The organism is Kitasatospora aureofaciens (genome assembly GCF_019192735.1).
GTDB lineage: Bacteria > Actinomycetota > Actinomycetes > Streptomycetales > Streptomycetaceae > Kitasatospora > Kitasatospora aureofaciens_A.
This window is the reverse complement of record NZ_JAHTKP010000005.1, coordinates 1-23,766: the sequence shown is the minus strand read 5'-3', so window position 1 is coordinate 23,766 and position 23,766 is coordinate 1. Positions and strand designations below refer to the sequence as shown.

Annotated in this window: 23 protein-coding genes, 1 tRNA gene, 1 other RNA gene and 4 pseudogenes; 18 read left to right on the top strand and 11 right to left on the bottom strand. The window is 69.3% G+C overall.

Going from position 1 to position 23,766, the window contains the following annotated elements; genetic code table 11:
• Positions 1-75: 75 nt before the first annotated feature.
• The 7 genes from KV557_RS07220 to ffs all read right to left on the bottom strand — a co-directional run bounded on the left by KV557_RS07220 (position 76) and on the right by ffs (position 7,074).
• Positions 76-1,131, bottom strand: coding sequence for an aspartate-semialdehyde dehydrogenase (locus tag KV557_RS07220; protein ID WP_218198915.1), 1,056 nt, complete (start codon positions 1,129-1,131; stop codon positions 76-78).
• Positions 1,128-2,408 carry an aspartate kinase gene (locus KV557_RS07215; protein WP_045698202.1) on the bottom strand — a complete coding sequence of 427 codons (1,281 nt, stop codon included), beginning with the start codon at positions 2,406-2,408 and terminating at the stop codon, positions 1,128-1,130. The genes KV557_RS07220 and KV557_RS07215 overlap by 4 nt, the downstream gene beginning before the upstream one ends.
• Positions 2,409-2,746: 338 nt before the next feature.
• A complete protein-coding gene (locus tag KV557_RS07210; protein ID WP_256177068.1) occupies positions 2,747-3,502 on the bottom strand; it encodes a DUF5063 domain-containing protein in 756 nt (251 codons plus the stop codon).
• Positions 3,495-4,094, bottom strand: a complete 600-nt coding sequence (gene recR / locus KV557_RS07205; protein WP_218198914.1) for a recombination mediator RecR — start codon at positions 4,092-4,094, stop codon at positions 3,495-3,497. The genes KV557_RS07210 and recR overlap by 8 nt, the downstream gene beginning before the upstream one ends.
• A 211-nt stretch (positions 4,095-4,305) precedes the next feature.
• Entirely contained in the window at positions 4,306-4,644 is a 339-nt protein-coding gene (locus tag KV557_RS07200; protein WP_218198913.1) for a YbaB/EbfC family nucleoid-associated protein, read from the bottom strand.
• Between the two features lie 67 nt (positions 4,645-4,711).
• Positions 4,712-6,910, bottom strand: a complete 2,199-nt coding sequence (locus KV557_RS07195) for a DNA polymerase III subunit gamma and tau (protein ID WP_218198912.1) — start codon at positions 6,908-6,910, stop codon at positions 4,712-4,714.
• 67 nt (positions 6,911-6,977) lie between these two features.
• Positions 6,978-7,074: signal recognition particle sRNA small type (ffs, locus tag KV557_RS07190), an RNA gene on the bottom strand.
• Between the two features lie 108 nt (positions 7,075-7,182).
• Between ffs and KV557_RS07185 the strand changes: the two genes are divergently transcribed.
• Positions 7,183-7,267 (top strand) — tRNA-Ser (locus KV557_RS07185).
• Between the two features lie 107 nt (positions 7,268-7,374).
• Here the strand turns inward: KV557_RS07185 and KV557_RS07180 are convergent.
• A complete protein-coding gene (locus tag KV557_RS07180; RefSeq protein WP_218198911.1) occupies positions 7,375-8,373 on the bottom strand; it encodes a hypothetical protein in 999 nt (332 codons plus the stop codon).
• Between the two features lie 217 nt (positions 8,374-8,590).
• Between KV557_RS07180 and KV557_RS07175 the strand changes: the two genes are divergently transcribed.
• From KV557_RS07175 to KV557_RS07165, 3 genes are all read left to right on the top strand, one after another.
• Positions 8,591-9,568: an IS4 family transposase gene (locus KV557_RS07175; RefSeq protein WP_218198910.1), complete on the top strand. Its 978-nt coding sequence runs from the start codon at positions 8,591-8,593 to the stop codon at positions 9,566-9,568.
• Between the two features lie 562 nt (positions 9,569-10,130).
• Positions 10,131-11,147, top strand: coding sequence for a reverse transcriptase domain-containing protein (locus tag KV557_RS07170; RefSeq protein WP_218198909.1), 1,017 nt, complete (start codon positions 10,131-10,133; stop codon positions 11,145-11,147).
• Entirely contained in the window at positions 11,132-11,746 is a 615-nt protein-coding gene (locus KV557_RS07165; protein ID WP_218198908.1) for a hypothetical protein, read from the top strand. Before KV557_RS07170 ends, KV557_RS07165 begins: the two co-directional genes overlap by 16 nt.
• 138 nt (positions 11,747-11,884) lie before the next feature.
• Here the strand turns inward: KV557_RS07165 and KV557_RS42325 are convergent.
• Positions 11,885-12,001, bottom strand: a pseudogene (locus KV557_RS42325) (LLM class flavin-dependent oxidoreductase); the annotation flags it as partial.
• 64 nt (positions 12,002-12,065) lie between these two features.
• Here KV557_RS42325 and KV557_RS42320 point away from each other — a divergent pair.
• From KV557_RS42320 to KV557_RS44810, 8 genes and pseudogenes are all read left to right on the top strand, one after another.
• A pseudogene (locus KV557_RS42320) lies at positions 12,066-12,217 on the top strand (cupin domain-containing protein); the annotation flags it as partial.
• A gap of 85 nt (positions 12,218-12,302) precedes the next feature.
• Entirely contained in the window at positions 12,303-12,683 is a 381-nt protein-coding gene (locus tag KV557_RS07160) for a helix-turn-helix domain-containing protein (protein WP_218198907.1), read from the top strand.
• Between the two features lie 48 nt (positions 12,684-12,731).
• Positions 12,732-13,619, top strand: coding sequence for a LysR family transcriptional regulator (locus KV557_RS07155; RefSeq protein ID WP_218198906.1), 888 nt, complete (start codon positions 12,732-12,734; stop codon positions 13,617-13,619).
• Between the two features lie 190 nt (positions 13,620-13,809).
• A complete protein-coding gene (locus KV557_RS07150) occupies positions 13,810-14,190 on the top strand; it encodes a VOC family protein (protein WP_218198905.1) in 381 nt (126 codons plus the stop codon).
• Positions 14,191-14,320: 130 nt separating this feature from the next.
• A complete protein-coding gene (locus tag KV557_RS07145; RefSeq protein ID WP_218198904.1) occupies positions 14,321-14,905 on the top strand; it encodes a dihydrofolate reductase family protein in 585 nt (194 codons plus the stop codon).
• A 377-nt stretch (positions 14,906-15,282) separates the two neighbouring features.
• Positions 15,283-15,951 carry a DUF4097 family beta strand repeat-containing protein gene (locus tag KV557_RS07140; protein WP_218198903.1) on the top strand — a complete coding sequence of 223 codons (669 nt, stop codon included), beginning with the start codon at positions 15,283-15,285 and terminating at the stop codon, positions 15,949-15,951.
• Between the two features lie 32 nt (positions 15,952-15,983).
• Positions 15,984-16,956, top strand: a pseudogene (locus KV557_RS44815) (ATP-binding cassette domain-containing protein).
• Positions 16,953-17,738: an ABC transporter permease gene (locus KV557_RS44810; RefSeq protein ID WP_218198902.1), complete on the top strand. Its 786-nt coding sequence runs from the start codon at positions 16,953-16,955 to the stop codon at positions 17,736-17,738. Before KV557_RS44815 ends, KV557_RS44810 begins: the two are co-directional and overlap by 4 nt.
• Before the next feature lie 57 nt (positions 17,739-17,795).
• Here the strand turns inward: KV557_RS44810 and KV557_RS07125 are convergent, their stop codons facing one another.
• On the bottom strand, positions 17,796-18,686 hold the full coding sequence (locus KV557_RS07125; RefSeq protein ID WP_218198901.1) for a LysR family transcriptional regulator: 891 nt from the start codon (positions 18,684-18,686) through the stop codon (positions 17,796-17,798).
• A 174-nt stretch (positions 18,687-18,860) separates the two neighbouring features.
• Positions 18,861-19,616 (bottom strand): GbsR/MarR family transcriptional regulator, encoded by a 756-nt coding sequence (locus tag KV557_RS07120; RefSeq protein WP_218199135.1) that lies wholly within the window; start codon positions 19,614-19,616, stop codon positions 18,861-18,863.
• 230 nt (positions 19,617-19,846) lie between these two features.
• Here KV557_RS07120 and KV557_RS07115 point away from each other — a divergent pair, with 230 nt between their 5' ends.
• The 6 genes and pseudogenes from KV557_RS07115 to KV557_RS07090 all read left to right on the top strand — a co-directional run.
• Positions 19,847-20,512 (top strand): DUF4097 family beta strand repeat-containing protein, encoded by a 666-nt coding sequence (locus KV557_RS07115; RefSeq protein ID WP_218198900.1) that lies wholly within the window; start codon positions 19,847-19,849, stop codon positions 20,510-20,512.
• A gap of 117 nt (positions 20,513-20,629) precedes the next feature.
• Positions 20,630-21,433 (top strand): alpha/beta fold hydrolase, encoded by an 804-nt coding sequence (locus KV557_RS07110; protein ID WP_218198899.1) that lies wholly within the window; start codon positions 20,630-20,632, stop codon positions 21,431-21,433.
• A gap of 86 nt (positions 21,434-21,519) precedes the next feature.
• The gene (locus KV557_RS07105; protein WP_218198898.1) at positions 21,520-21,819 is read left to right on the top strand and encodes a hypothetical protein; all 300 of its coding nucleotides are present in this window, start codon (positions 21,520-21,522) and stop codon (positions 21,817-21,819) included.
• A 98-nt stretch (positions 21,820-21,917) separates the two neighbouring features.
• Positions 21,918-22,430 (top strand): cupin domain-containing protein, encoded by a 513-nt coding sequence (locus KV557_RS07100; protein WP_256177065.1) that lies wholly within the window; start codon positions 21,918-21,920, stop codon positions 22,428-22,430.
• Positions 22,427-22,828 carry a VOC family protein gene (locus tag KV557_RS07095; protein WP_218198897.1) on the top strand — a complete coding sequence of 134 codons (402 nt, stop codon included), beginning with the start codon at positions 22,427-22,429 and terminating at the stop codon, positions 22,826-22,828. Before KV557_RS07100 ends, KV557_RS07095 begins: the two co-directional genes overlap by 4 nt.
• Before the next feature lie 726 nt (positions 22,829-23,554).
• Positions 23,555-23,766: pseudogene (locus tag KV557_RS07090) on the top strand (serine/threonine-protein phosphatase); the annotation flags it as partial.

Below are 23,766 nucleotides of genomic sequence, written 5' to 3'. Positions count from 1 at the left end.
CACCGGACAAACCGGAGCCCGCCACGACGCAGGCCGAAGGCCGAAGGCCGCCAGTACGCAAGCCGAAGCCCGCCGCTACGCAGGCCGGAGCTCGCCCGCGACCAGTTCGGCGATCTGGAGCAGGTTGAGCGCCGCGCCCTTGCGCAGGTTGTCGCCGCAGAGGAAGAGGTCGAGCGCGGCCGGTTCGTCGAGCGCCCGGCGGACCCGCCCGACCCACACCGGGTCCGTCCCGACCACGTCGTTCGGGGTCGGGAACTCGCCCGCTTCCGGGTCGTCGTAGAGGACGACGCCGGGCGCGCCGCGGAGGATCTCCTGCGCGTGCTCCTGGGTGACCTCGCGTTCGAACAGCGCGTGCACGGCCAGCGCGTGGGTGCGGACGACCGGGATGCGGACGCAGGTCGCGGAGACCTTCAGGGCGGGCAGACTGAGGATCTTGCGCGACTCGTCGCGGATCCCGATCTCCTCGGAGGACCAGCCGCCGTCCCGCAGGGTGCCGGTCCAGGGCACGGCGTTGAGCGCGAGCGGGGCGGCGAACGGACCGTGGTCGGCGATCACCGCGCGCAGGTCGCCGGTCTGCCGGCCGATCTCGATACCGCCGACGAGCGCGGTCTGCTCGCGCAGGGCGGCCTCGCCGCGCCGGCCCTCGCCGGAGGCGGCCTGGTAGGAGGCGACGACGAGCTCGACGAGCCCGTACTCGGCGTGCAGCGCGCCGACGGCCGCGATCATCGCGAGGGTGGTGCTGGCGGGGCTGGCGACGATGCCGCGCGGACGGATCCGCAGCGCGGCCGCGTTGACCTCGGGGACGACCAGCGGGACGTCCTCGACGGTGCGGAACGCGGCCGAGTCGTCGACCACGACGACGCCCTTGGCCGCCGCGATCGGCGCCCACCGCGCGGAGATCTCGTCGGGCACGGCGAACACCGCGACGTCGATCCCGTCGAAGGCCTCCTCCGCCAGCGCGACGACCTCGACGGACTCCCCGCGCACGACCGGCTTGCGGCCGGCCGAGCGCGGGGAGGCGACGAGACGGATCTCGCCCCAGACGTCCTGGCGGAGGGAGAGCAGACCGAGCAGCACCTCGCCGACCGCGCCGGTGGCGCCGACGACGGCGAGGTTCGGCCGCCGGGTCATCGCCCGGTGCCTCCGTAGACGACCGCCTCGTCCGACTCGCTGTCCAGACCGAAGGCGCTGTGCACGGCGCGGACGGCCTCCGGCACGTCCTCGGCGCGGGTGACGACCGAGATGCGGATCTCCGAGGTGGAGATCAGCTCGATGTTGACGCCCGCGGCGGACAGCGCCTCGAAGAAGGTGGCGGTGACGCCCGGGTTGGAGCGCATGCCGGCGCCGACCAGGGAGATCTTGCCGATCGCGTCGTCGTAGCGCAGCGACTCGTAGCCGATGCCCTCCTTGACCCGGCCGAGCGCGTCGATGGCCTTCTGGCCCTCGGTCTTGGGCAGGGTGAAGGAGATGTCGGTCAGCCCGGTGGACGCGGCGGAGACGTTCTGCACCACCATGTCGATGTTGACCTCGGCGTCGGCGATGGCGCGGAAGATGCGCGCCGCCTCGCCCGGCTTGTCGGGCACGCCGACGACCGTGACCTTGGCCTCGGAAGTGTCGTGGGCGACTCCGGAGATGATGGCCTGCTCCATCTCGCCCCCTTCGGGCTTGTTCGGGTTGTCGTTGCTGACGATCGTCCCGGGGAGACCCGAGAAGGACGAGCGTACGTGAATCGGGATGTTGTAGCGGCGGGCGTACTCCACGCAGCGGTCGAGCAGCACCTTGGAGCCGGACGACGCCAGCTCCAGCATGTCCTCGTACGCGATCCAGTCGATCTTGCGGGCCTTCTTCACCACGCGCGGGTCAGCGGTGAACACGCCGTCCACGTCGGTGTAGATCTCGCAGACCTCGGCCTTGAGGGCGGCGGCGAGGGCGACGGCCGTGGTGTCCGAGCCGCCCCGGCCCAGCGTGGTGATGTCCTTGCTGCTCTGCGAGACGCCCTGGAAGCCGGCCACGATCGCGATGTTGCCCTCGTCGAGGGCGGTGCGGATGCGACCCGGCGTCACGTCGATGATGCGCGCCTTGTTGTGCACGGAGTCGGTGATGACACCGGCCTGGCTGCCCGTGAAGGACTGGGCCTCGTGCCCCAGGGATTTGATCGCCATGGCCAGCAGGGCCATGGAGATGCGCTCTCCAGCGGTCAGCAGCATGTCGAACTCGCGGCCGGCGGGGAGAGGTGACACCTGCTCCGCGAGTTCGATGAGCTCGTCCGTCGTGTCGCCCATCGCGGACACCACGACGACGACCTCATGGCCGGCCTTCTTGGCGTCAACGATTCGGCGGGCTACGCGCTTGATGCCCTCGGCATCCGCAACGGATGAGCCGCCGTACTTCTGCACGACAAGGCCCACGTGCGCTCCTCGACTTGTGTCGTTTTCGGGGGCGGATGGGCCCCCGCACCCCCCGGGGAGGGGGGTCTGCGGTCCGCGCCAGTCTACCGAGCAGGGGTGCCGCGACCGGTGGTTTCCATATGATGAGACGGCTGTTTCAGCAGGTGGTCGGCGGTGCGGGTGGTGGCACCGGCAGGTCTGCGGGGCATCCGGGACGGCCCCGAAGATTCGCCGGACGAAGGGACGGCGATCCGGCCGGATTTCTTTTCCGGGCGGACTGCTGAGGTGTTCGTCACAATCCGGCAGCGAGCCATCCGGCGGCGAGCCCCGGGACAGCGAGCCCTGGTGGGAAAGCCGCGCTACCGCCCGAGGCCCAGCTCGGCCGCCATCAGGTCCCCGGCCTGCTGCTCCAGCTGCTCGTCGGTGAGCCCGTCATCGTCCGTGTCGGCGCCGTCCGGCACCGCGCCGATCGGGCTGTCCAGCCGGACGTGCGCGATCAGCGACTGCAGCGCCCGCAGCACCGCCGAGCACGTCGTGCCCCAGTTGGAGAGGTACGAGAACTGCCACCACCACAGCGCCTCGCTGACCCGGCCCTCGCGGTAGTGGGTCAGACCGTGCTGGAGCTCGCCGACGACACCGGCCAGGTCGTCCGAGATCCGGAAGGCGTTCGGCTTCTCCGGCGGTCCGTACGGGTCGAAGACCTCGTGGTAGACGTCGATCGGCGCCAGCAGCGCGGCCAGGCGCTCGCGCAGCAGCTCGCCGTCCGGCTCCGGCCCGGCATCGGGCTCGAAACGGTCGTCCGGGACGACGTCCTCGATCGCGCCGAGCCGGCCACCGGCCAGCAGCAGCTGCGAGACCTCCAGGAGGAGCAGGGAGACGGCGCTGCCCGGCTCGTCGCCCTTGGCGACCTCGGTGACGGCGAGCACGAAACTCTCCACCGAATCCGCGATCTGCACGGCGAAGTCGTCCGGCTCCGAGCCGTGCGCGTGGGTGTGCGGGGTGTGCCCGGTGTGCGGGGTGGGCTGGGTCTGTTCCCCGTGGGCCTGCCCGTGCGGCTGTCCGTGGGACGGCTGGTGGGGCGCGTGGGGCTGCTGGTTGATCGTCCGGTCAGACATCGAGCAGTCGTCTCCCTTCGAAGGCGCGGCCGAGGGTGACCTCGTCCGCGTACTCCAGATCCCCGCCGACGGGCAGACCGCTCGCCAGGCGGGTCACCTTCAGGCCCATCGGCTTGCACAGCCGGGCCAGATAGGTGGCGGTCGCCTCCCCCTCCAGGTTGGGGTCGGTGGCCAGGATCAGCTCGGTGACCGTGCCGTCCGCGAGGCGCGACAGCAGCTCGCGGATCCGCAGGTCGTCCGGGCCGACGCCCTCGATGGGGCTGATCGCGCCGCCCAGCACGTGGTAGCGGCCGCGGAACTCACGGGTGCGCTCGATGGCGACGACGTCCTTGGGCTCCTCCACCACGCAGATCACGGCGAGGTCGCGGCGCGGGTCCAGGCAGACCCGGCACTGCTCGGCCTCCGCGACGTTGCCGCAGACCGCACAGAAGCGGACCTTGTCCTTGACCTCCAGCAGCGCGTGCGCGAGGCGGCGGACGTCGGTCGGGTCGGCCTGCAGGACGTGGAAGGCGATCCGCTGCGCGCTCTTGGGCCCGACGCCGGGCAGCCTGCCCAGTTCGTCGATCAGGTCCTGAACCACGCCCTCGTACAACGTCGCGCCTTCCTTCGGATGGTCGGTGGTGCGTCGGCTGGTGTGCCGGCTGGTGCTCCGGTGCCATCATCCAACGAATCGGGCGCCGGACACACCGCCCGACGCCCGACTCCCACAGAAATCACATGGGTCTGTCGTCTGAACTTCAGACCTGTTCGTGCCTGTGCGTTCGTGTCTGTTCGTTCGTGCCTGTTCGTTCGTGTTCCGCTGGTCAGAACGGCAGGCCGGGGATGCCGCCGCCCAGGCCCTGGGTCAGCGGGCCCATGCGCTCGGCCTGCATCTTCTGCGCGGTCTGGTTCGCGTCCCGGACCGCCGCCAGGATCAGGTCGGCCAGGGTCTCGGTGTCCTCCGGGTCGACGGCGGCCGGGGCGATGGTCAGCGCCACCAGCTCGCCGGCGCCGGTCACCGTCGCCTCGACCAGGCCGCCGCCCGCCGTACCGTTCACCTTCGCCTCGGCCAGCTCCTGCTGCGCCTTGGCGAGGTCCTGCTGCATCTTCTGCGCCTGCTTCAGCAGCTGCTGCATGTTGGGCTGGCCACCACCGGGGAACACGGCTCACTCCTTGCTGTTGTGCGGTCGTCGCTGTTGTGCGGTCGTCACCGCCGAGCCTACGTGCTGCTCAGTTGCCGCGGTGGTGGATCTCCTCCAGGACCGTTGCGCCCAGTTCGCGGATGATCAGCTCCTGGCCCGAGAAGGCCTCCTCGTTGAGGTCCGGGTCGTCCTCCTCCGGGATGTCGTCCTCCGGCGCGACGTGCTGTGCGGGCGGCGCGGGGCGAGTGGCCACCGGTGGCGGGGTCCGGACGGGCGCGGGGGCGGGCATGGCCTGCGGCGCCTGGGCCTGGGCCTGGGGCTGCGGCTGGACGGGCGCGGGCGCAGAAACCGGCGCGGGGGCCTGCGCCGGGGGCGCGGCGGCGGCCGGACGTGCTGGGGCACCCCAGCCGCCGGTGGCTGGGGTGCTGCTGGGGGCGCCTGCGCCTCCGCCGGACGGGTCGACGATGCACTCGATCCGCCAGTCCACGCCCAGCGCGTCGGACAGCGCCTGGCGCAGCACGTCGTCGCTGTTGCTGCCGACGAAGCTGTCGCGGGCGCCCGCGTTGATGAACGACACCTGGAGCACGCTGCCGTCGAACCCGGCCACCTGGCCGTTCTGGCTGAGCAGGATCCAGGTGAAGCGGCGGCGGTTCTTCACCGCCTCCAGGATCTGCGGCCACAGCTGCCGGACCTGCGCGGCGCCCTGCTGCGCGGCACCTGACGGTTGGGCGGCGGGGGTGGGCGCGGGTGCGGGGGCCGGGGTGGGCACGGGAGCCGGGGCAGGGGCCTGGGCGGCCTGCGGCTGCGGGGTCGGGGGTGCGGCCGGGGCCGGCGCAGCCGGGGCCCCGCCTGCGGGCGGGAAGCTGCGCGGGATCGGCCATGCACCCGGCGCGGGCCCGGCGGGCGCCGGGGGGGCCGCGGGTGCGGGGGCCTGTACAGGGGCCGCCTGCACGGGGGCCGCCTGCACGGTGGCGGCTTGTACGGGGGCGGCTTGTACGGGGGCGGGAGCCTCCATGGGCACGGGTGCGGGCACCGGGGCCTGGGCCGGAGCCGCTGCCGGCATCGGGGCGGGCGCGACCATCGGCGGCATGCCCACCGGCATGCCCACCGGCGCGGCGAACCCGCCGGCCGCCGCCCGTCGCTCCAGCTTGTCCAGCCGCGCCTGCAGCGACAGCTCGTCGCTGTACGCGCCCGGCAGCATCACCCGGGCACAGATCAGCTCCAGCTGCAGCCGCGGCGCCGCGTTCCCGCGCATCTCGGTCAGCCCGGTGTTGACGATGTCCGCGGCCCGGCTCAGCTCGGCCGCCCCGAAGGCGTCCGCCTGCGCCTGCATCACCGCGACCCGGTCCGCCGGGGCGTCGATCAGCCCCTTCTCGCCTGCCTCCGGCACGGTGGCCAGGATCACCAGGTCGCGCAGCCGCTCCAGCAGGTCCGTGACGAACCGGCGCGGGTCGTGCCCGCCCTCGACCACCCGGTCGATCACCTGGAACACCGTCGCCCCGTCCTGCGCGGCGAAGGCGTCCACCACCTCGTCCAGCAGCGCCGAGTCCGTGTACCCGAGCAGCGCGGTCGCCATCTGGTACGTGACGCCGCCCTCGCCGGCGCCGGCCAGCAGCTGGTCCATCACCGACATCGAGTCACGCACGGACCCGGCCCCGGCCCGGACCACCAGCGGGAACACCGTGTCCTCGACCTGGATGCCCTCCCGGCCGCACACCTCCGCCAGGTAGTCGCGCAGCGTGCCCGGCGGCACCAGCCGGAACGGATAGTGGTGCGTCCGGGACCGGATCGTCCCGATGACCTTCTCCGGCTCGGTGGTCGCGAAGATGAACTTGAGGTGCTCCGGCGGCTCCTCCACCACCTTGAGCAGCGCGTTGAACCCGGCCGAGGTCACCATGTGCGCCTCGTCCAGGATGAAGATCTTGTACCGGCTGTGCACCGGCGCGAAGAACGCCCGCTCGCGCAGTTCACGCGCGTCGTCCACACCACCGTGGGACGCCGCGTCGATCTCGATCACATCGATCGAGCCGGGCCCGCCCGTCGCGAGGTCCCGACAGGACTGGCACTCCCCGCAGGGCGTCGGCGTCGGCCCCTGCTCACAGTTCAGACAGCGGGCCAGGATGCGCGCACTCGTCGTCTTTCCACAGCCGCGCGGGCCGCTGAACAGGTACGCGTGGTTGACCCTGTTGTTACGCAGGGCCTGCTGGAGCGGAGCGGTCACGTGCTCCTGCCCGATGACCTCCGCGAAGGTCTCGGGGCGGTAGCGGCGGTACAGGGCTAGGGACACACCCCCGACGATATCGGGACGGACCGACAAACGCGTCGCCCCTCGTCCCCCACCACTCGCCCGGGAACGCAAAGACCCCCCGTGCACCCGCCAGAGCCCTCCTACCCTTGCTGCCTTCCGGCCCTGGGGGGGTTCAGAGAGATAACGCCACACGAGGGGCTGACCCCCACACTACCGGATCCCGGCCCCGACGATCCACAGGCCACCCCCGCCTCCCCACCTACGGGATAGCTGGTCGCGACCACCCCAAAACATGTACTAAGCTCTCCCACGGAGGATTCGCCTAGAGGCCTAGGGCGCACGCTTGGAAAGCGTGTTGGGATAAAACCCTCACGAGTTCGAATCTCGTATCCTCCGCCTCGCCCGCCAGGGCAAACGAGGGCCCCGACCGCTCAGCGGTCGGGGCCCTCGTCGTTGTGTGGTTGCAGTTCTGGTTGCAGTTGACCCGTTGACGGAGCGCGGCGTCAGGCCGCCGCCGATGGCTCATCGTCCGTCGCCGCCGGCTCAGCCTCTGCTTTCCCGGAAGCAGCTTCAACAGACCTGCGGACGCTCAGAGCAACGCTGATGATCCGACGGGCCTCCACCAGGCCGTGAGCGGCCGCGAGCTGCGCATAGGTGAGCATGACCAGCACCGGGACCGAGAGGATGAGCGAGGGTGTCATCGGGAAGCCGTTGAACATGTGAAACGCGCCGTAGAACAACGCCACCGCCGCCAGAGAGCGCAAAAGTGCCCAGGCGAAGCTACGGCCCTCAAGGTGGTCCGCCGATAGAGGCCGCTTCTGCTTCGGTCGGTCCTTGAGCTTCGTGAAGTTCCCGGATATGAAGGGCTCGGCCTGGAGAAGATCGTCCCACTTGCCAACCACTACCGAGCTGACGATCACCGCCGTGGCCTGACCGATCTCCTTCGCGGCACCGGTCGGGTCACCCGCCAACCGGTCGGTGATGGCCCCGAGGTGATCGGCCACCCGAGCAGCTCGCTTTCGCACCTCGCGGTCAGGCGGAGTGTTGGCCGTGAGGTCGGAGGCGGCCTGGGCCGCCGACCTGATCAGCGACTCGCGCAGCACTCGGACTTGGGCCACGAGCTTCGCGCTATCCGTGTACGCGGGGTGCTCCGCACCCGCCACCCGAGAACACAGCTCAAGGGTGCGTATGGCCTTGAGTAGCACAGAGGCGCTCCTGTTGACCCGCTGCCCGCGAAAGTTGTCGACGATCGTCATACAGAGCATTGCCACGGCCACGAGGACAAGGAAGGCGCCCCTCACCCAGCTGACCTGGCTGCCCGTGAGGCAGTTATAGGGATCGGCAGGATGCTGGGCACAGGTGACGCGGTTGTTGAAGGTGACGAAGAAGCAGGCCAGCGCCCCGATCACGACCAAACCGATCCAGTCATGCCGCCAATGTGGGCGCTTCACGAGCGCCTTCCGAAGTCCCTGGTCGTCGATCTTCGCTTCGATGGTCTCCACAGCACTCTGAGCCGTGGAGACGTACCGCTCGACGGCGTTGCTGTGGAGGCGACTGAGGAACCTCCAAGGCCGGGTAGTTAACGTTTCTGCAGGTCATGCAAATCCGTTGAAGGTGGGCCCGGCGTAGAGCAACGGAGCTCGTTGGTACAGGCAGTCGACCAAGACAGCTTGTACTCGAGGAGCTCCGTTGCCGTCTCATCATGTCCTGCCCGTCCCGGTGACGGCCATCACCCGTACGGTTACCGTGGCCGCCGGGAGGTTCGCTGCCGGGCATCTGGGTGGTCTGACCCCATTTCTGCCCTTCGAATTGGTGGATGCCATTCTGGAGGAGACCCGCGCGGTCCAGCATCGGCTACGGGACCTGCCGTCCCGGGTCGGGGTGTACTTCCTGGTGGCGATGTGCCTGTTTCCGGAGGTCGGATACCGGCTGGTGTGGGACAAGTTGACCTCCGGGACCGGCGGCGTCCTGCCTGCCCCCAGTGCGAAGGGTCTGCGCGATCTGCGCCGCCGAGTGGGTTGCGCCCCGATGAAAGCCCTCTTCGAGGTGGTGGCTGGGGCGCTGGCTCAACCACGGACGCCAGGAGTGCGCTTCGGTCCTTACCGCACGGTCTCCTTCGACGGCTGCAGCTCGATCAAGACACCCGACAGCGAGCGCAACCGGGGCTGGTTGGGGCGGTGCCCGCACGGCGGCTGTCCCCAGATCGAGTTGATGACGCTGATCGAGACCGGGACGCGCGCGGTGATCGGTGCAGTGTTCGGCCCCACTCGAGAAGGCGAAACCTCCTACGCCACCCGACTGTTGCATCACCTGAGCCCCGAGATGCTGGTGCTGTGGGACCGGGGCTTCGACGGCAACGACTTCCTCGCCGCCGTGCACGCCACCGGCGCACGCGTCGTTGGCCGCATCAGCCGGCGCCGCCGCCCGCCGGTCCTGGAACCTCTCGCGGACTCCTCGTATCTCTCGGTCATCGGCGGTGTCGCCGTGCGCATCATCGAGGCCCAGGTGCGCGTCGTCTGCACGGACGGCAGCGGCTTCGACGGCTCCTACCGGCTGGTGACCACCCTGCTGGACGCCCAGCGCTACCCCGCCGACAGTCTTGTGCGCCTCTATCACGAACGCTGGGGTGCGACACGAAGTCGCACGAGATTGAGTGAATTACCTGACAGGAGGATCGACTTGATGTCGACAGCGTAGTTCCGGGCCAGTGCTCAAGGCCCGTCCCCACTTCGACATGCGTCGCCGGTAACGGCGGGGTGTGAAGCTCGGAGGAGAAGCCCAAGAGCCCTCGTTCCATCCGGGGGTCACAGGCAAGGGGAAGACCGGACGGGTGAACGTGAGTGAACCCCTGACGATGCTTCGTGATCGTGGGCCCCGCCGATGGGTTGTTCCAGCGGGGTGCAGGACTGGCCGTTGAGAAGCGGCAGGCGCCGGCTGAGGACCCAACATCAGCCGGGAGAGCATCGCCGTCCCGGAGTTTAGGGGGCACCCACCCCGGTCGTATCTCACTCGTGTGGAACGTGGAAACCCCGTTGGGGTCCGGACGTGAAGGCGTCCGGTCAGCCGACCGCAAGGAAGGCTCAACTCCCCAGCGGGCACAGGATGGCCCAAGAAGCGAACGCCGGTCGCCGAAAGGCAGCGGGAAACCGGGGCAGATGGCCGGCACCTCCGCTGGTCGCCCCGCATAACCGGCCGGATACGGGCTCTGCCCGGACCCGAAAGGGTGCTGACGTGGGTCAGGTGGGCCTGTGAGGACTCGATGGCATCAGCACTGGAACCGAAGGGCAAGTTGGACACCGTGGCGACACCATCATCCGTGGCGGACACCGCCCAGGACGACGCCGTCGCCAGGGTGAACGGACCGGAGGGCGACTTCACCGACTGGCAGTCGATCGACTGGCAGGGCGCGGAGAAGGAAGTACGGCGGCTGAGGCAGCGGATCTTCACGGCAACGCAGGCAGGGGACCTCAAAAGGGTCCGTAATCTCCAGAAACTGATGCTCCGTTCCCGCTCCAACACGCTGGTGAGCGTGCGGCGGGTGACGGAGGTCAACGCCGGCCGCAAGACAGCGGGGATCGACGGTCGGGTCGTGCTGCTGCCCCGGGGGAAGGCCGAGTTGGCTGACTGGATGCAGCATCGGGCGGCCCCGTGGAAGCCCTTGCCCGTCAGGCGGGTGTATATCCCCAAGGCCAATGGCCGTCAGCGCGGCCTCGGAATTCCCGTGATCATCGACCGGTGTCTTCAAGCCGTGGCGTTGAACGCGTTGGAGCCCGAGTGGGAGGCGCGGTTCGAGCCGAGGTCCTACGGATTTCGTCCCGGCCGTGGCTGTCACGACGCGATCGGAGCGATCTTCCTGGCCGCCAAGGGCAAGAGCCCGAAGCGGCAGTGGATCCTCGACGCGGACCTGGCGGCGGCGTTCGACCGCATCGACCATGATCACCTTCTCGCCTCCATCGGACAGTTCCCCGCCCGGGGACTGGTCGAGCAGTGGCTGAAGGCGGGAATGATCGACCGCGGTTCCTTCGCCCCGACCGAGGAGGGGGTTCCGCAAGGCGGGATCATCTCTCCCGTGCTGATGAACGTGGCCATGCATGGAATGGAAGAGGCCGCCGGAGTCCGCTACCGCACCTCCGGCCCTCGTGCCGGTGAACTGGCAGTGGGCTCACCGACCTTGATCAGGTACGCCGACGATCTGGTGGCGCTCTGTCACAGCCGTGACGAGGCCTGCGTTCGTGCGACCCGGTCGGTGTCGAGCAGGAGATGTGGTCCCTGCTGACCCTCTACCAGTTGTTGCGTCGGGCCATGGTCGAGGCTGCGGAGTCCCGGCCGGGGACCGACCCCGACCGCTGTGGCTTCACGATCGCTCTCCAAACAGCCCGCGATCTGCTGGTACGTGCGGAAGGAATCGTCGAGCAGGGGATCGGGTCGATCGGACGGCGAGTTCTGTCGGCGCTGTCGCCGGAGCGTCGGCCTCGCGTCAGTACCAGGAAGGTGAAGTCGCCCATCTCGCGCTATGCGGAAAGCAAGATGGACGGCCGCCCCGACGGGAGCCGGACCGTGGCCTCCGTGACGATTGCCCTCCTACAACCTCCGCCCTCTCCGCCCGCGCTGCCGACCACCATGGTCCGGGAGTACGTCGGCGCCGGCCAGGCCGGCAACCGCATGACACGCGTCCTCGCCGTGCTGCAGGCAGAGCCCGAGCGGCAGTGGCGAGCCAGAGAAATCGCCGAGCTCCTCGGCGACGTCACCCTCGTCACCACCTATCGCCAACTCGCCCGCTGGACCGAGAGAGGAATGATCAAGAGAGTCCGCACGGGCCGCTACGCGGCAATCACACAGGTGCTGAACCCCTTGCGTGACCAGCGGAAACGTTAACTACCCGGCCTTGGAAGTTCCACCCTGAGGTTGGACACTCCAGGTCTCGCGTCGGCGCGGCTGACCCCGCGGCCCTCCTCGCCGCAGGGCACGGCGGGGCCGAGGCCGAGGGGGTCGGTCACGTCGAGGGGACTGGCGACGTAGGCGTGGTGGTCGGGCGCCGGTGCGCGCCGTGGTCAGCCAGGCATCCTCGCACCACGGGCCGGTCGGGGCCAACGCTCCGTCAAAGCCCAGCTGTTCGGCCGCCCGGACGATCTACCCGAGGCAACCGAGGGAGGGACGGCCGGTCGGAACCGGCCGACCCCGGGTCGAGAGGTCGGGCGACTACATCTTCGTGCCGCCGTTCGTCCCGCACCACGAGGAGAACCCCGGCCCGAGCACGAGGCCGTGGTGGTGATCGCCCCCAGCACCCGGGAGGCGATCGCCGTCAACCTGCCCAGCCTGCACGCCGAACCGCCCACCGACCCCTGACGCCCGCCGGTACGGTGCCGGGCCCGATCCTCGAAGATCACAACGCCTACGATCGGTGCGTGGATCTGGATAGGGGTTGGCAGGCATGAGCGAGGAGTTGGCGGAGCAGCTGCGGCAGCTGCGTGATCTGACCGGGCGGAGTCTGCGCGAGCTGGCCCGTGAAGTCCGTGGCAGCAGTTCCTCGTTGTCGCGGTACTTCGCCGGGCAGACCGTTCCGCCCTGGCCGACTGTGGTCGCGCTGTGCAGGACAGCCGGTCGTGACCCGAGGCCGATGCGTGAGGTGTGGGAGCGGGCCAGGAGCGGTGCGGCGCCGAGTGCGGCCGCGGCTCCACCGGTGCGCAACGAGCTGCCGCACGACGTCGCGCCGCCGGGGAGTGTCTCCCCGCTCCTACCGCCGCTCCTTCACACGCACGCCGTAGCCAGTACGATCATCGATTCGAAGTTGGCCCGTGCGAGCCCGGTCTGATAGATCATGGCGGTCCGCTGCGTGGCGGTATGGGGGAAGCGGGGACGTGTGGAACTGCGTGACATCGAGATATTCCTGACCCTGGCCGAGGAACTGCACTTCGGCCGGGCTGCGGAGCGGCTGCATGTCTCCGTGGCGCGGGTCAGCCAGGCGATCAAGAAGCAGGAGCGCGCCATCGGTGCGGAGCTGTTCGCTCGGGACAGCCGCAACGTCCGGCTGACGCCGCTGGGTGAGCAGCTTCGGGACGATCTGCGGCTGCTGCACCAGGGTTTGACGCAGGCTCTGGAGCGAGCCCGGCTGGCCGCCCGGGGCAAGACGGGCACGCTACGGGTGAGCCTGTTCCCCGCCAACATCCAGGAGCTGCGCCGGTACTTCGAGACCTTTCGCGCCCGCCACCCGCAGTGGGAGCTGCGGGTGCGGATGTCGGACTTCATCGATCCCTTCGCGCAACTGCGCAACGGGGAGGCCGACATCCTGGTCACCTGGCCCGCCGTCGACGAACCCGACCTGACCGTGGGTCCCACACTCTTCTCCGAGCCGAGAGTGCTGGCCGTGGACCACGAGCATCCACTCACGCGGTGGTCCTCGGTCACCCTGGAGGAGATGAGCGACTTCCCGCACGTGGACGTCAGCTCGGCAGCCGACTACTGGCTCGACCACTACGTCCCGCGGCTCTCACCCCACAGCCGGGTCATTGACCGGGGCGCCGAGGTGAACAACATCGGGGAGATCTTCCTGCTGGTGGGCATGCGGGAGGCGGTGTCCCTCTTCCCGATGCATGTGCCCCGCTACTTCCCTCGCCCGGACATCACCTACCTGCCGGTCAAGGGGCTGGAGCCACTGGCGTACTCGCTGGTGTGGCGGACCGAGTCGGAGAGCGAGATGATCCGCGCCTTCGTCCGCGTCGCGCGCGACCTGGGGCCCCTGCCCGACTGAGGGCGTGGTGTGAACGGATGGCCGGTGCGGGGCCACCAGCTGACGGTTGGTCTGCTCCCCCGTGCTGCGTGAGAGTGGAGATCGTCAACCCAGGGGTTAACGACCGTTGCGACAATCGCCGTTGTTCCCCGCACCGCCGCGCCCGAAGCTTGATCCATCCCAACGATCGAGCACGAAAGAGGTCTGCGCGATGAACGTCGTGTCCTCCACGGTGTTCCTGACGGTCAACGATCCCGCCGCCTCAAGCCGGTTCTTCACCACCCACCTGGGATTTCGCGAAGTCCTGGTACACGAGGACTTCGTAGAGCTCGGCCGTGACGACGCGGCCGTCGACCTCGTGCTGGTGCGGCGCGACCTCGAACGGCACGGGCTCGGCCTGGGGCCGACCGAGGTGATCGTTTCGTTCGCGGTCACCGGCATCGCGGCCGAATACGAGCGGCTGCGAAACGAAGGAGCCGCCATAGCCGTGCCCCTTCGACAGGAGCCCTGGGGCGAGTTGGTGGTGCGGCTGGTCGACCCCAACGGGGTGGCCGTCCAGCTCACCGAATGGGTCCCGCCGACAGGAGCCTGACTCTCACCGTCCAAGGGAAGCGAGAAAGCAACCAGGGGCGGACCCACGCGGGCCGTGGATGCGCCTTGTGCCGGATCACCCCGCCAACCGGCCACCGTTGCGGCGGACCGTCGAACCAGAACGGATCACCTTGCGCAAGCTCACCTATTTCATCGCCACCACCATCGACGGGTTCATCGCCGCTCCCGATGGCAGTTTCGACTTCTTCTTCCAGCACGTCGGCCAGGGCTTCCTCCCACACCTCGTCTGCGAGTACGCCGACACCCTCAGCACTCCGGGCCGTAAGGCTCTCGGCGTCGACGACGTCCCCAACACCCGCTTCGACACCGTGCTCATGGGCCGCGGCACCTACATTCCGGGTCTGGAGGTCGGCCTCACCAGCCCCTACGCGCACCTGCGGCAGATCGTCTTCTCGCGCTCGCGCACCGAAAGCCCCGACGCGGCGGTGGAGGTCACGTCCGAGGACCCGCTCACTCTGGTCCGCAAGCTCAAGCAGGAGGACGGACTGGGGATCTGGCTCTGCGGCGGTGCCGACCTCGCCGGCCAGCTTCTCCCGGAGGTGGACGAGCTGATCGTCAAGCAGTACCCGATCGTCGCCGGCTCCGGCATCCCGATGTTCGGTGCGGACTTCGCCCACCGAATCCTCACCCTCACCGACAGTCAGGTGTTCGACGGCGGGAACCTCGTCCTCACGTACACCAAGCCGGCCGGGTAGACGAGCAGCTCCGAAGTCGAATGCGCGATCCGCAGGACGTCGCCCGGGTGGCCATCGAGGCGATCCGCGTGCAGGGCCGGCGCGCGGTCGTCTCGGGGCGATGGTGGCCGTGAAGTTGCTGCTCGACGCGGCCGGCCGGGTAGAGACCGCCGGTCGCAATCTCCCTTCACGCTTCCCTGATGCCCCGGGCATAGCGTTCACGCTCAATCCAATGCAACGAGCGAGGTGGCGATCGTTGCGTTAAGATCAAGGCCATTGCAACGATACTTTGCCCCTCGCCTGCACTAATGAGAATTTTGAGCAACGGATGTGTTGCGCCATGCTCGAATGCAACGTAGCTTTTGCGAAGTCAGAAAAACGAACCACTGGAGAGCACGATGCAGAAGTTCGACACCCCCGCCCCGGTCTCGGCCGTCCTGGACATCCCCGCCGGGCGCATCCGGTTCATCGCCGCCGACCGGGCCGACACCACGGTTGAGGTCCTGCCCGCGGACGCCTCGAAGGCCCGCGACGTGAAGGCGGCGGAGCGGATCACGGTCGTCTACGGCGACGGCGTTCTGCGGATCGGGGCCCCGGCGGCAAACAACCGGATCCTCGGCAACTCCGGATCCGTCGAGGTGACGGTCCAGCTGCCCGCCGGTTCGCGCATCGAGGCGAAGACGGCCAGCGCCGAGTTCCAGGGCGTCGGACGGCTCGGCGACGTCACCTTCGAAGGCGCGCACGGCACGGTCAAGCTCGACGAGACCGAAAGCGCCAGCCTCACCCTCCTCGCCGGCGACGTCTCGGTCGGCCGCCTGGGCGGCCCCGCACAGATCAGCACCCAGAAGGGCGACATCCACATCACCGAGGCCATGCACGGCACCGTCACACTGCGCACCGAGCACGGCGAGATCTCGATCGACGCCGCCCGCGGAGTCTCCGCCTCCCTGGACGCCGGCACCGGCTACGGCCGCATCCACAACGCGCTCAGGAACACCGAAGGCACCGCCGCCCTGAACATCCACGCGACCACCGCCTACGGCGACATCACCGCCCGCAGCCTCTGAAACGCCCGCAACCCCTAAAAGGAGCACCCATCGTGACGAACCTGGCCATCGCGGCGAACGGGCTGCGCAAGTCCTACGGCGACAAGGTCGTACTCGACGGCGTCGACCTCGCCGTCCCCGAAGGAACGATCTTCTCCCTGCTCGGCCCCAACGGCGCCGGCAAGACCACCGCCGTCAAGATCCTCTCCACCCTCATCTCCGCCGACCCCGGCACCGGCGACATCCACATCGGCGGCCACAACCTCGCCACCCACCCGCAGGCCGTGCGCGCCGCGATCGGCGTCACCGGACAGTTCTCCGCCGTCGACGGCCTGATCACCGGCGAGGAGAACATGCTCCTCATGGCCGACCTGCACCACCTGCCCAAGCGCGAGGGACGGCGGGTCGCCGCCGAACTGCTGGAGCGCTTCGACCTGGTGGAGGCCGCCAAGAAGCCCGCCTCCACCTACTCCGGCGGCATGAAGCGCCGCCTGGACATCGCCATGACCCTGGTCGGCGACCCGCGGATCATCTTCCTCGACGAGCCGACCACCGGTCTCGACCCCCGCTCCCGGCACAACATGTGGCAGATCATCCGCGGGCTGGTCACGGGCGGCGTCACCGTCTTCCTCACCACCCAGTACCTGGAGGAGGCCGACGAACTCGCCAACCGCATCGCGGTGCTCAACGACGGCAAGATCGCCGCCCAGGGCACCGCCGAGGAACTCAAGCGGCTCATCCCCGGCGGCCACGTCCGGCTGCGCTTCGCCGACCCGGCCGCCTACCGGTCCGCCGCCCTCGCGCTCGGCGAGGTCACCCGGGACGACGAGGCACTGGCGCTGCAGATCCCCAGCGACGGCAGCCAGCGCGACTTGCGCTCCGTCCTCGACCGGCTGGACTCCTCCGGCATCGAGGCGGATGAGCTGACCGTGCACACCCCCCGACCTCGACGACGTGTTCTTCGCCCTCACCGGCGGCACCACCATCCCCAACCAGCCCAGCCAGTCCAAGGAGACCGTCCGATGAGTTCCTTCTCCCTCGCCGTGCGCGATTCGAACACGATGCTGCGCCGCAACCTCCTGCACGCGCGCCGCTACCCGTCCCTCACGCTCAACCTGCTGCTCACCCCGATCATGCTGCTGCTGCTCTTCGTCTACATCTTCGGCAACACCATGAGCGCCGGCATCGGCGGCGGCGGCCGCTCCGCCTACATCGCCTACATCGTCCCGGGCCTGCTGCTGATGACCATCGGCAGCACCACGATCGGCACCGCCGTCTCCGTCTCCAACGACATGACCGAGGGCATCATCGCCCGCTTCCGCACCATGGCGATCCACCGCCCCTCCGTGCTCGTCGGACACGTCGTCGGCAGCGTGCTGCAGTCGGTCGCCAGCGTGGTCCTCGTCGGCGCCGTCGCCGTGGCCATCGGCTTCCGGTCCACCCACGCAACCGCCCTCGACTGGCTGGCCGCGCTCGGACTGCTCGTGCTGTTTGCTCTGGCCTTCACCTGGATCGCGGTCGGCATGGGCCTGGTCAGCCCCAACGCCGAAGCCGCCAGCAACAACGCCATGCCGCTGATCCTGCTGCCGCTCCTCTCCAGCGCCTTCACCCCCGTCCACTCCATGCCCGGCTGGTTCCAGCCGATCGCCGAGTACCAGCCCTTCACCCCCGCCATCGAAACCCTGCGCGGGCTCCTCCTCGGCAGCCACATCGGCAACAACGGCTGGCTCGCCGTCGCCTGGTGCCTGGCCCTGACCGTGCTCGGCTACCTCTGGTCGACCTCGAAGTTCAACAACGACCCGAAGTAACCACCGTGCCCCCGAACCCGTTCCGCCCCAGGGCGGCGTGCAGCGAGACCAGGCCACTCAGAGACGGGCCGCGCCAAGGCTGCGCACGGTCTGTGCGAGGCCGCGGATGAGGTCGTTCTCTGTCTCGGTGCGCCACACCAGGCCCCACCGCAGGCACGGGTCCTGGTCGATGGGCAGATAGGCGATATCTGGACGGCTGTTGTAGCGGGTGGCATGTGCACCAGTGAGGGTGACCATTCCGCCGTCGGCCACGATGGCGATGTTCTCCTCCCAGTTCGCCGCCATCTCCCGGCGCGGGACGGCGCGGCCGGCCGGAGTGAAGAAGGGCTGGAACGCGTCCTCCCAGTACTCGGGCACGGGAGCGACCGGCGCCTGCACTCCGAAGTCGGCGAGGTGCTCCAGCGACGCGGAGCCCCGCTCGGCCAGCGGGTGGTGCACACCGACGCCGAGCACCTTGGGTTCGGTGAACAGCACCGGGCCCGTGGTGAGGTCGGCCTCCTCGATGGGCAGCCAGGCGACCAGAACATCGATCTCGTCCCGGCGCAGGGGGCCGAAGGGCTCCTGGGAAGCGTGGTGGCGGATCCGCAACTCGCACTGGGGGTGCCGGGATCGGAAGGCCTCCCAGAACGGGCGCAGGTCGTAGCCGTTGGTATTGATCATGCCGATGCGGAGTACGGCGGAGACGCCTCGGGCGGCCAGTCTGGCCCGCTCCAGGCTCGCGAGCAGGCCCGTGTAGACCGGCCGCATGTCATCGCACAGGAGCTGACCCAAGGGGGTCAGGCGCACGCTGCGGCTCGTGCGGTCGAACAGGGCGCCGCCGATGCGGCGTTCCTGCTGCTTGATCGCCTGGGAGACCCGCGCCGGGCTCACATGCAGCCGGGCGGCGGTGCGCCCGAAGTGGAGCTCCTCGGCCAGGGCCAGGAAGATCTCGATGTCCCGCAGCTCCACTCGCGTCCCCCGTCTGATAACGCCCCAGTTATCAATCCTCGCACGGAGTTCACGTTGATCATCGGGCGCTGTCGGTGGAGTGTCAGACCCGGATCGTGGTGCGCTGTGGCCACAGGCGATGGCGGCCCTGAAGGCCGGATAGGCGCATCAGTCGGGCGACCCGGCGACGGCTGTCTACCCGCGATCCGGGGCTGGCGCAGCAGCACCGCCCGTGTTCGCTTCGGGTTTCGTGAAGAGGATTTCGCGGACCTGCTCGGCGGCGCGGATGATGCTCTCGCTGATGAAGTCACTGAAGCGGGCGATGTTCTCCAGGCGGGCGGCGGCCGGGGTGCCGCGGCCGAGGATGGGGATGCCCTGCCGTGCGGTCTCGGCGAGCTGCGCGACGCCGCGGGCGCTGGCGAGCGTCGACTGGTACCAGATGTCGTTGTCGACGATGTAGCGCTCGCGGCGGCGTTCGTCACGTTCCCGCCGGACGAGGCCCAGGCTTTCGAGGGCCGCAATCGCTTTGGAGATGGAGGCCGGGCTGACCTCGAGGCGCTGGACGAGGTCGGCCGCGGTGAGGCTGCCCGCGTCGCTGGTGAACAGGCAGGTCAGCACCCGGGCGGTCATCTTGGGCAGACCCTGCTGCATGAACAGGGTGGTGAACGTCTCCTCGTACTCGCGCACGGCCTCCTCGTCGCGCCCGTGTCCCTGCCCCGGCGCCCCCGGCCCGCGGGGCGCGGTCTGCCTGCGCCGGTGGGTGCGGCGTTCGGTGGCGCGGTGGGCCAGGTCGGCGCGGTAGGCGGTGGGGCCGCCGTTGCGCATCACCTCACGCGTGACCGTCGAGGTGGGACGGTCCAGGCGCCGGGCGATCTCCGCGTAGGCGAGCCCGTCGGCCACGCCCAGCGCGATCTGCTGACGTTCCTGCTGGGTGAGTCTGCCTCCCGGCACCGTGATCTCCCTTCGTTCTTCCCTGAGGCCGCCAGCGTAGCGTTCGCCCGCCATCCAATGCAACGCCAGGCCATCTGTCATTGCGTTAGATTCACATCCGTTGCAACGAAATCCAGGCTGCCACCTGCATTGATAACGGTTCGTCGCACCGAATTGATTGCGTGATCCTCGAACGCAACGTAGCTTTGCGGAGTCAGAAACAACGAGTTCACGAGCTCCAGGAGAGCATCATGCAGAAGTTCGCCACCACCACCGCGATCACCACCGTCCTGGACATCCCCGCCGGACGCGTCCAGCTCATCGCCGCCGACCGCGCCGACACCACCGTCGAGGTCCTGCCCGCCAACCCCTCCAAGAGCCGCGACGTGAAGGCCGCCGAGCAGACCACCGTCACCTACGCCGACGGCGTCCTGCGGATCCACACCGCCGAGCCCAAGAACCAGCTCCTCGGCTCCTCCGGCTCCCTGGAAATCACCGTCCAGCTGCCCGCCGGCTCGAACATCGAGGCCAAGACCGCCTGCACCGAACTGCGCGCCGTCGGCCGCCTCGGCGACATCGCCTTCGAAGGCGCCTACCACCAGATCAAGATCGACGAGGCCGCGAGCCTGCGCCTCACCGCCGTCGACGGCGACGTCGAGATCGGCCGACTCGGCGGCCCCGCCGAGATCAGCACCGCACGCGGCAGCATCCGCATCACCGAAGCCGTGCGCGGCACGCTCCGGCTCAGCACCCAGATGGGCGACATCACCGTCGGCGCCGCCCCCGGCGTCTCGGCCGCCCTGGACGCCGGCACCGGCTACGGCCGCATCAGCAACGCCCTCAAGAACGACGGCACCGCCGAACTTGACATCCACGCCACCACCCCCCACGGCGACATCACCGCCCGCACCCTCTGAAACGCCAGCCGGCCCGAAGAGGCCGACGAGGCCGACGCGGTGCGCGGCCGCACCTCCGACGGCGACAGCACCGTCCACCCCTCCTGATCCACCTCGGACACTGGAAGAAGGCACACCATGACCATCAAGCAGTCCGCCTGGACCGGCATGGTGCCGATCGATGACACCGCACTGGCCGTGACCGACACCGGCGGCCCCGGCCGTCCCGTGGTCTACCTCAACGGCTCCTACGCCGACCAGAAGCACTGGCGACGCGTCATCGCCGAGCTCGGCAGCGGCTACCGCCACATCACCTACGACGAGCGCGCCCGCGGCAAATCGAAGCGCGCCACGGACTACTCCTTCGAGGCGTGCATCCGCGACCTCGACGCCGTCCTCACCGCCAGGGGCGTGGACCGGCCGATCCTGGTGGGCTGGTCCTACGGCGCCATGCTCGCCATGCACTGGGCCGCCCGGAACCCGGACCGCGCCCTGGGGGCGGTGTCCGTGGACGGCGCCCTGCCGCACGAGTGGCTCGACGACGCTGCCCGGGAACAGATCCGCAAGCTGTTCCGCCGACTGAGCCCGCTGTTCCCGATCGCCCGCCCGCTCGGCCTGGCCGCGCGAATGAGCGCCACGCAACACGCCGAGATCAACATCGAGATCAACGAGCTCTGCGCGCCCGCCGCCCTCAACCCGGTCTTCGACCGTCTGACCGTACCGGCCCGATACGTGCTCGCCACCGGAGGCAACCTGGGCGGCGACCCCAAGCTGATGGAACAGATCCGCGCCAACCTCGACCCGGTGCTCGCCCGTAACCCGAACATCCGGCTCAGCGCGAAGGTCGCGAGCAACCACTCCAAGATCCTGCGCAACGACTTCCGAGCCATCGCCGACGCGATACGCGAGCTCGCCACCACCCCCGCCCACAAGGTCGGCTGACCCGTGACGAACGGGTCGAGCACGCCCACACCACCGCCCACCGGGACACCGGCCTTCCCCGTCCACGGCCGGACATCGCCTCTGGGATGGCCTCCACCGCTCAGCAGACCGGCGGAGCGGTGGGCCTCGCGGTACTGGTCGCGATCACCGCCCCGGGCAAGGGCGATCCGGTTTCGACCGCAGTCGCTGTCGACGGCCTGCGCCCCGCGATGCTCGCCGCCTCGGCGGGCATCGCCATCACCAGCCTGGTCGCACTCAGGTTCCCCCGCCGAAGAAGTGCTCCGGTCGCCGCAGCAGCGGAGTCGGAGCATCCCGCTCTCGTCTGCCCCAGGGAACACCGTTCGCCGGAAACGGCCAGGTCTGTTCCTGCTTCCACGGTCGGTTGAACCTTCACGGGACAGCCCGCCCACCGCCTACCGGATGCGAACATGCGAGACCGGTGCGCGGCCCACCCATGCCACAGTCGAAAAGTAAGGTCGTGATCATGAAAATAGCTGACGACGCCACAATGCCCGCCGCCGCGGCAGTGCTGGTCAGGAGCTGCGAGGCGGAGACCTGCGCCGATCCGAGTGCCGTGATGAGCCTGTTCGCCGACTCGGCGCAGACCGCCGGCGCGTTCACGAGCTACCGCTCCACGTTCGCCCGGGGAGCGGCCGGAGCGCCCGCTCACTTCCACACGCGGGCCTGGGAGATCTTCTTCGTGCTCGGCGGATCCCTACAGGTCCTTCTCGACCAGGAGGTGACCGTCCTGCACACGGGCGACTTCCTGGCCGTGCCGCCCCGCACCCCGCATGCTTTCAGGGCAGCCCCGGGAGCCGAGGCCGACGTCCTGTGCGTGTTCACCCACGGGATGGACCGCTTCGACTACCTGCGACTCCTGGGCCGAGTGACCCGCGGCGAGGCCGATCCGAGCGAACTGGCCGCGACCTCGGAGCGCTTCGACAACCACTACGTCGACAGCCCTGTCTGGCGCGCTGCCCTGGAGCGTTCGGCGTGATCGCCCCTTCCACCCATGTGAGGGTGGCCCGCCCGTCCCGGGATCTCGCCGCCGCCGAGCGGTTCTACGTGACCGGGCTCGGGCTCGACGTCCTGTGGCGGACCACCGAGCACGTTCCCGGCGAGCACGACCTGCTCATGGTCGGCCCGCCCGCCGGAGCCTGGCACTTCGAGCTCACCCACGACCCGGCCCGCCCGCTGGAGCCCACCCCCACCGTGGACGACCTCTTCGTCATCTACCTCGGCACCCCGATCGACGAGGCGGTGATCGACCAGCTCGTGGCCGCAGGCGGAACCCGGGTCGCCGCGCACAATTCGTACTGGGACCAGTACGGTGTGACCATCGCCGATCCGGACGGCTACCGCCTGGTCCTCTGCTCGCGCTCTTGGAGCACGTAGCTCAGCGCGAGAGGCTGGGGCAGCAACAACGCGGCGGGCGTGCGCCTCGTCCTGGTCGTCGCTCTGCGCGCGCCTGCTCCGCCTGGGCGGTGACGGCCCGTGAGGCACCACCTCCTGGCCGCGCGGGGCATGCCTCGCTGTGGTTGCAGTTCTGGTTGCATTCACCGTCGTCCGGGCGCGTTCGACGACCGGCAGCCGCATCGCTCCACCGCAGGTCAGGACGCCTGCGCTCGCCTCTGAACAGCCGGACGAACAGTTGGAAAGCGTGTTGGGGGCAACCCCTCACGAGTTCGAATCTCGTATCCTCCGCCTTTGCCTAGCAAGGCAGTTGAAGGCCCCGACCGGGTTTCCGGTCGGGGTCTTCTTCGTGTCGTGGTCTCAGCTTTGGTCTCGGTTGCGCTTCTGGGCCTCGCTGCTGATCGGCGTTGACATCGTCCGGGCCCCGGACGAACCTTCCTCGGAGCAAGTCGCCGACTTCGCCAGCCACGCCGCGGAAGAACATGCCCCTGCTCGGCGCCAGTAACCCGGAGTAGCCCCAGCTGGCCCACCACCGTGTTCTCTGCCAGGCGCGAGGCGCCGCCGACGACGACGGAGGAGTGGACCAGCTAGGCCTCGAGCCCCTGCAGGCGACCACGAGCGTGTCCGAAAGATCGTGTAAGTCCGTGATGTGACAGGCTGGCCCGGGCCTGCGCTCTGGCCTTGATCGGCCGGGACGGGAGATGCACTGTGAAAGTCCTTCGACCCACGCTGGCGAAGGTGCCGTGGATGCTCGCGGCGCTGGTCCTCGTGGCCGGCGTCCTGCTGGACCGTCTCGCGCCTCAGCCGTACACGGGACTCCCGCTGCTGGCAGCCGCACCGCTCATCGCGGGTGCCACACTCTCCTTCCGCTCCGCGCTCGCCGTCGTGTGTGTTACGTCCGTGGTCTCGGTGTTGGTGGA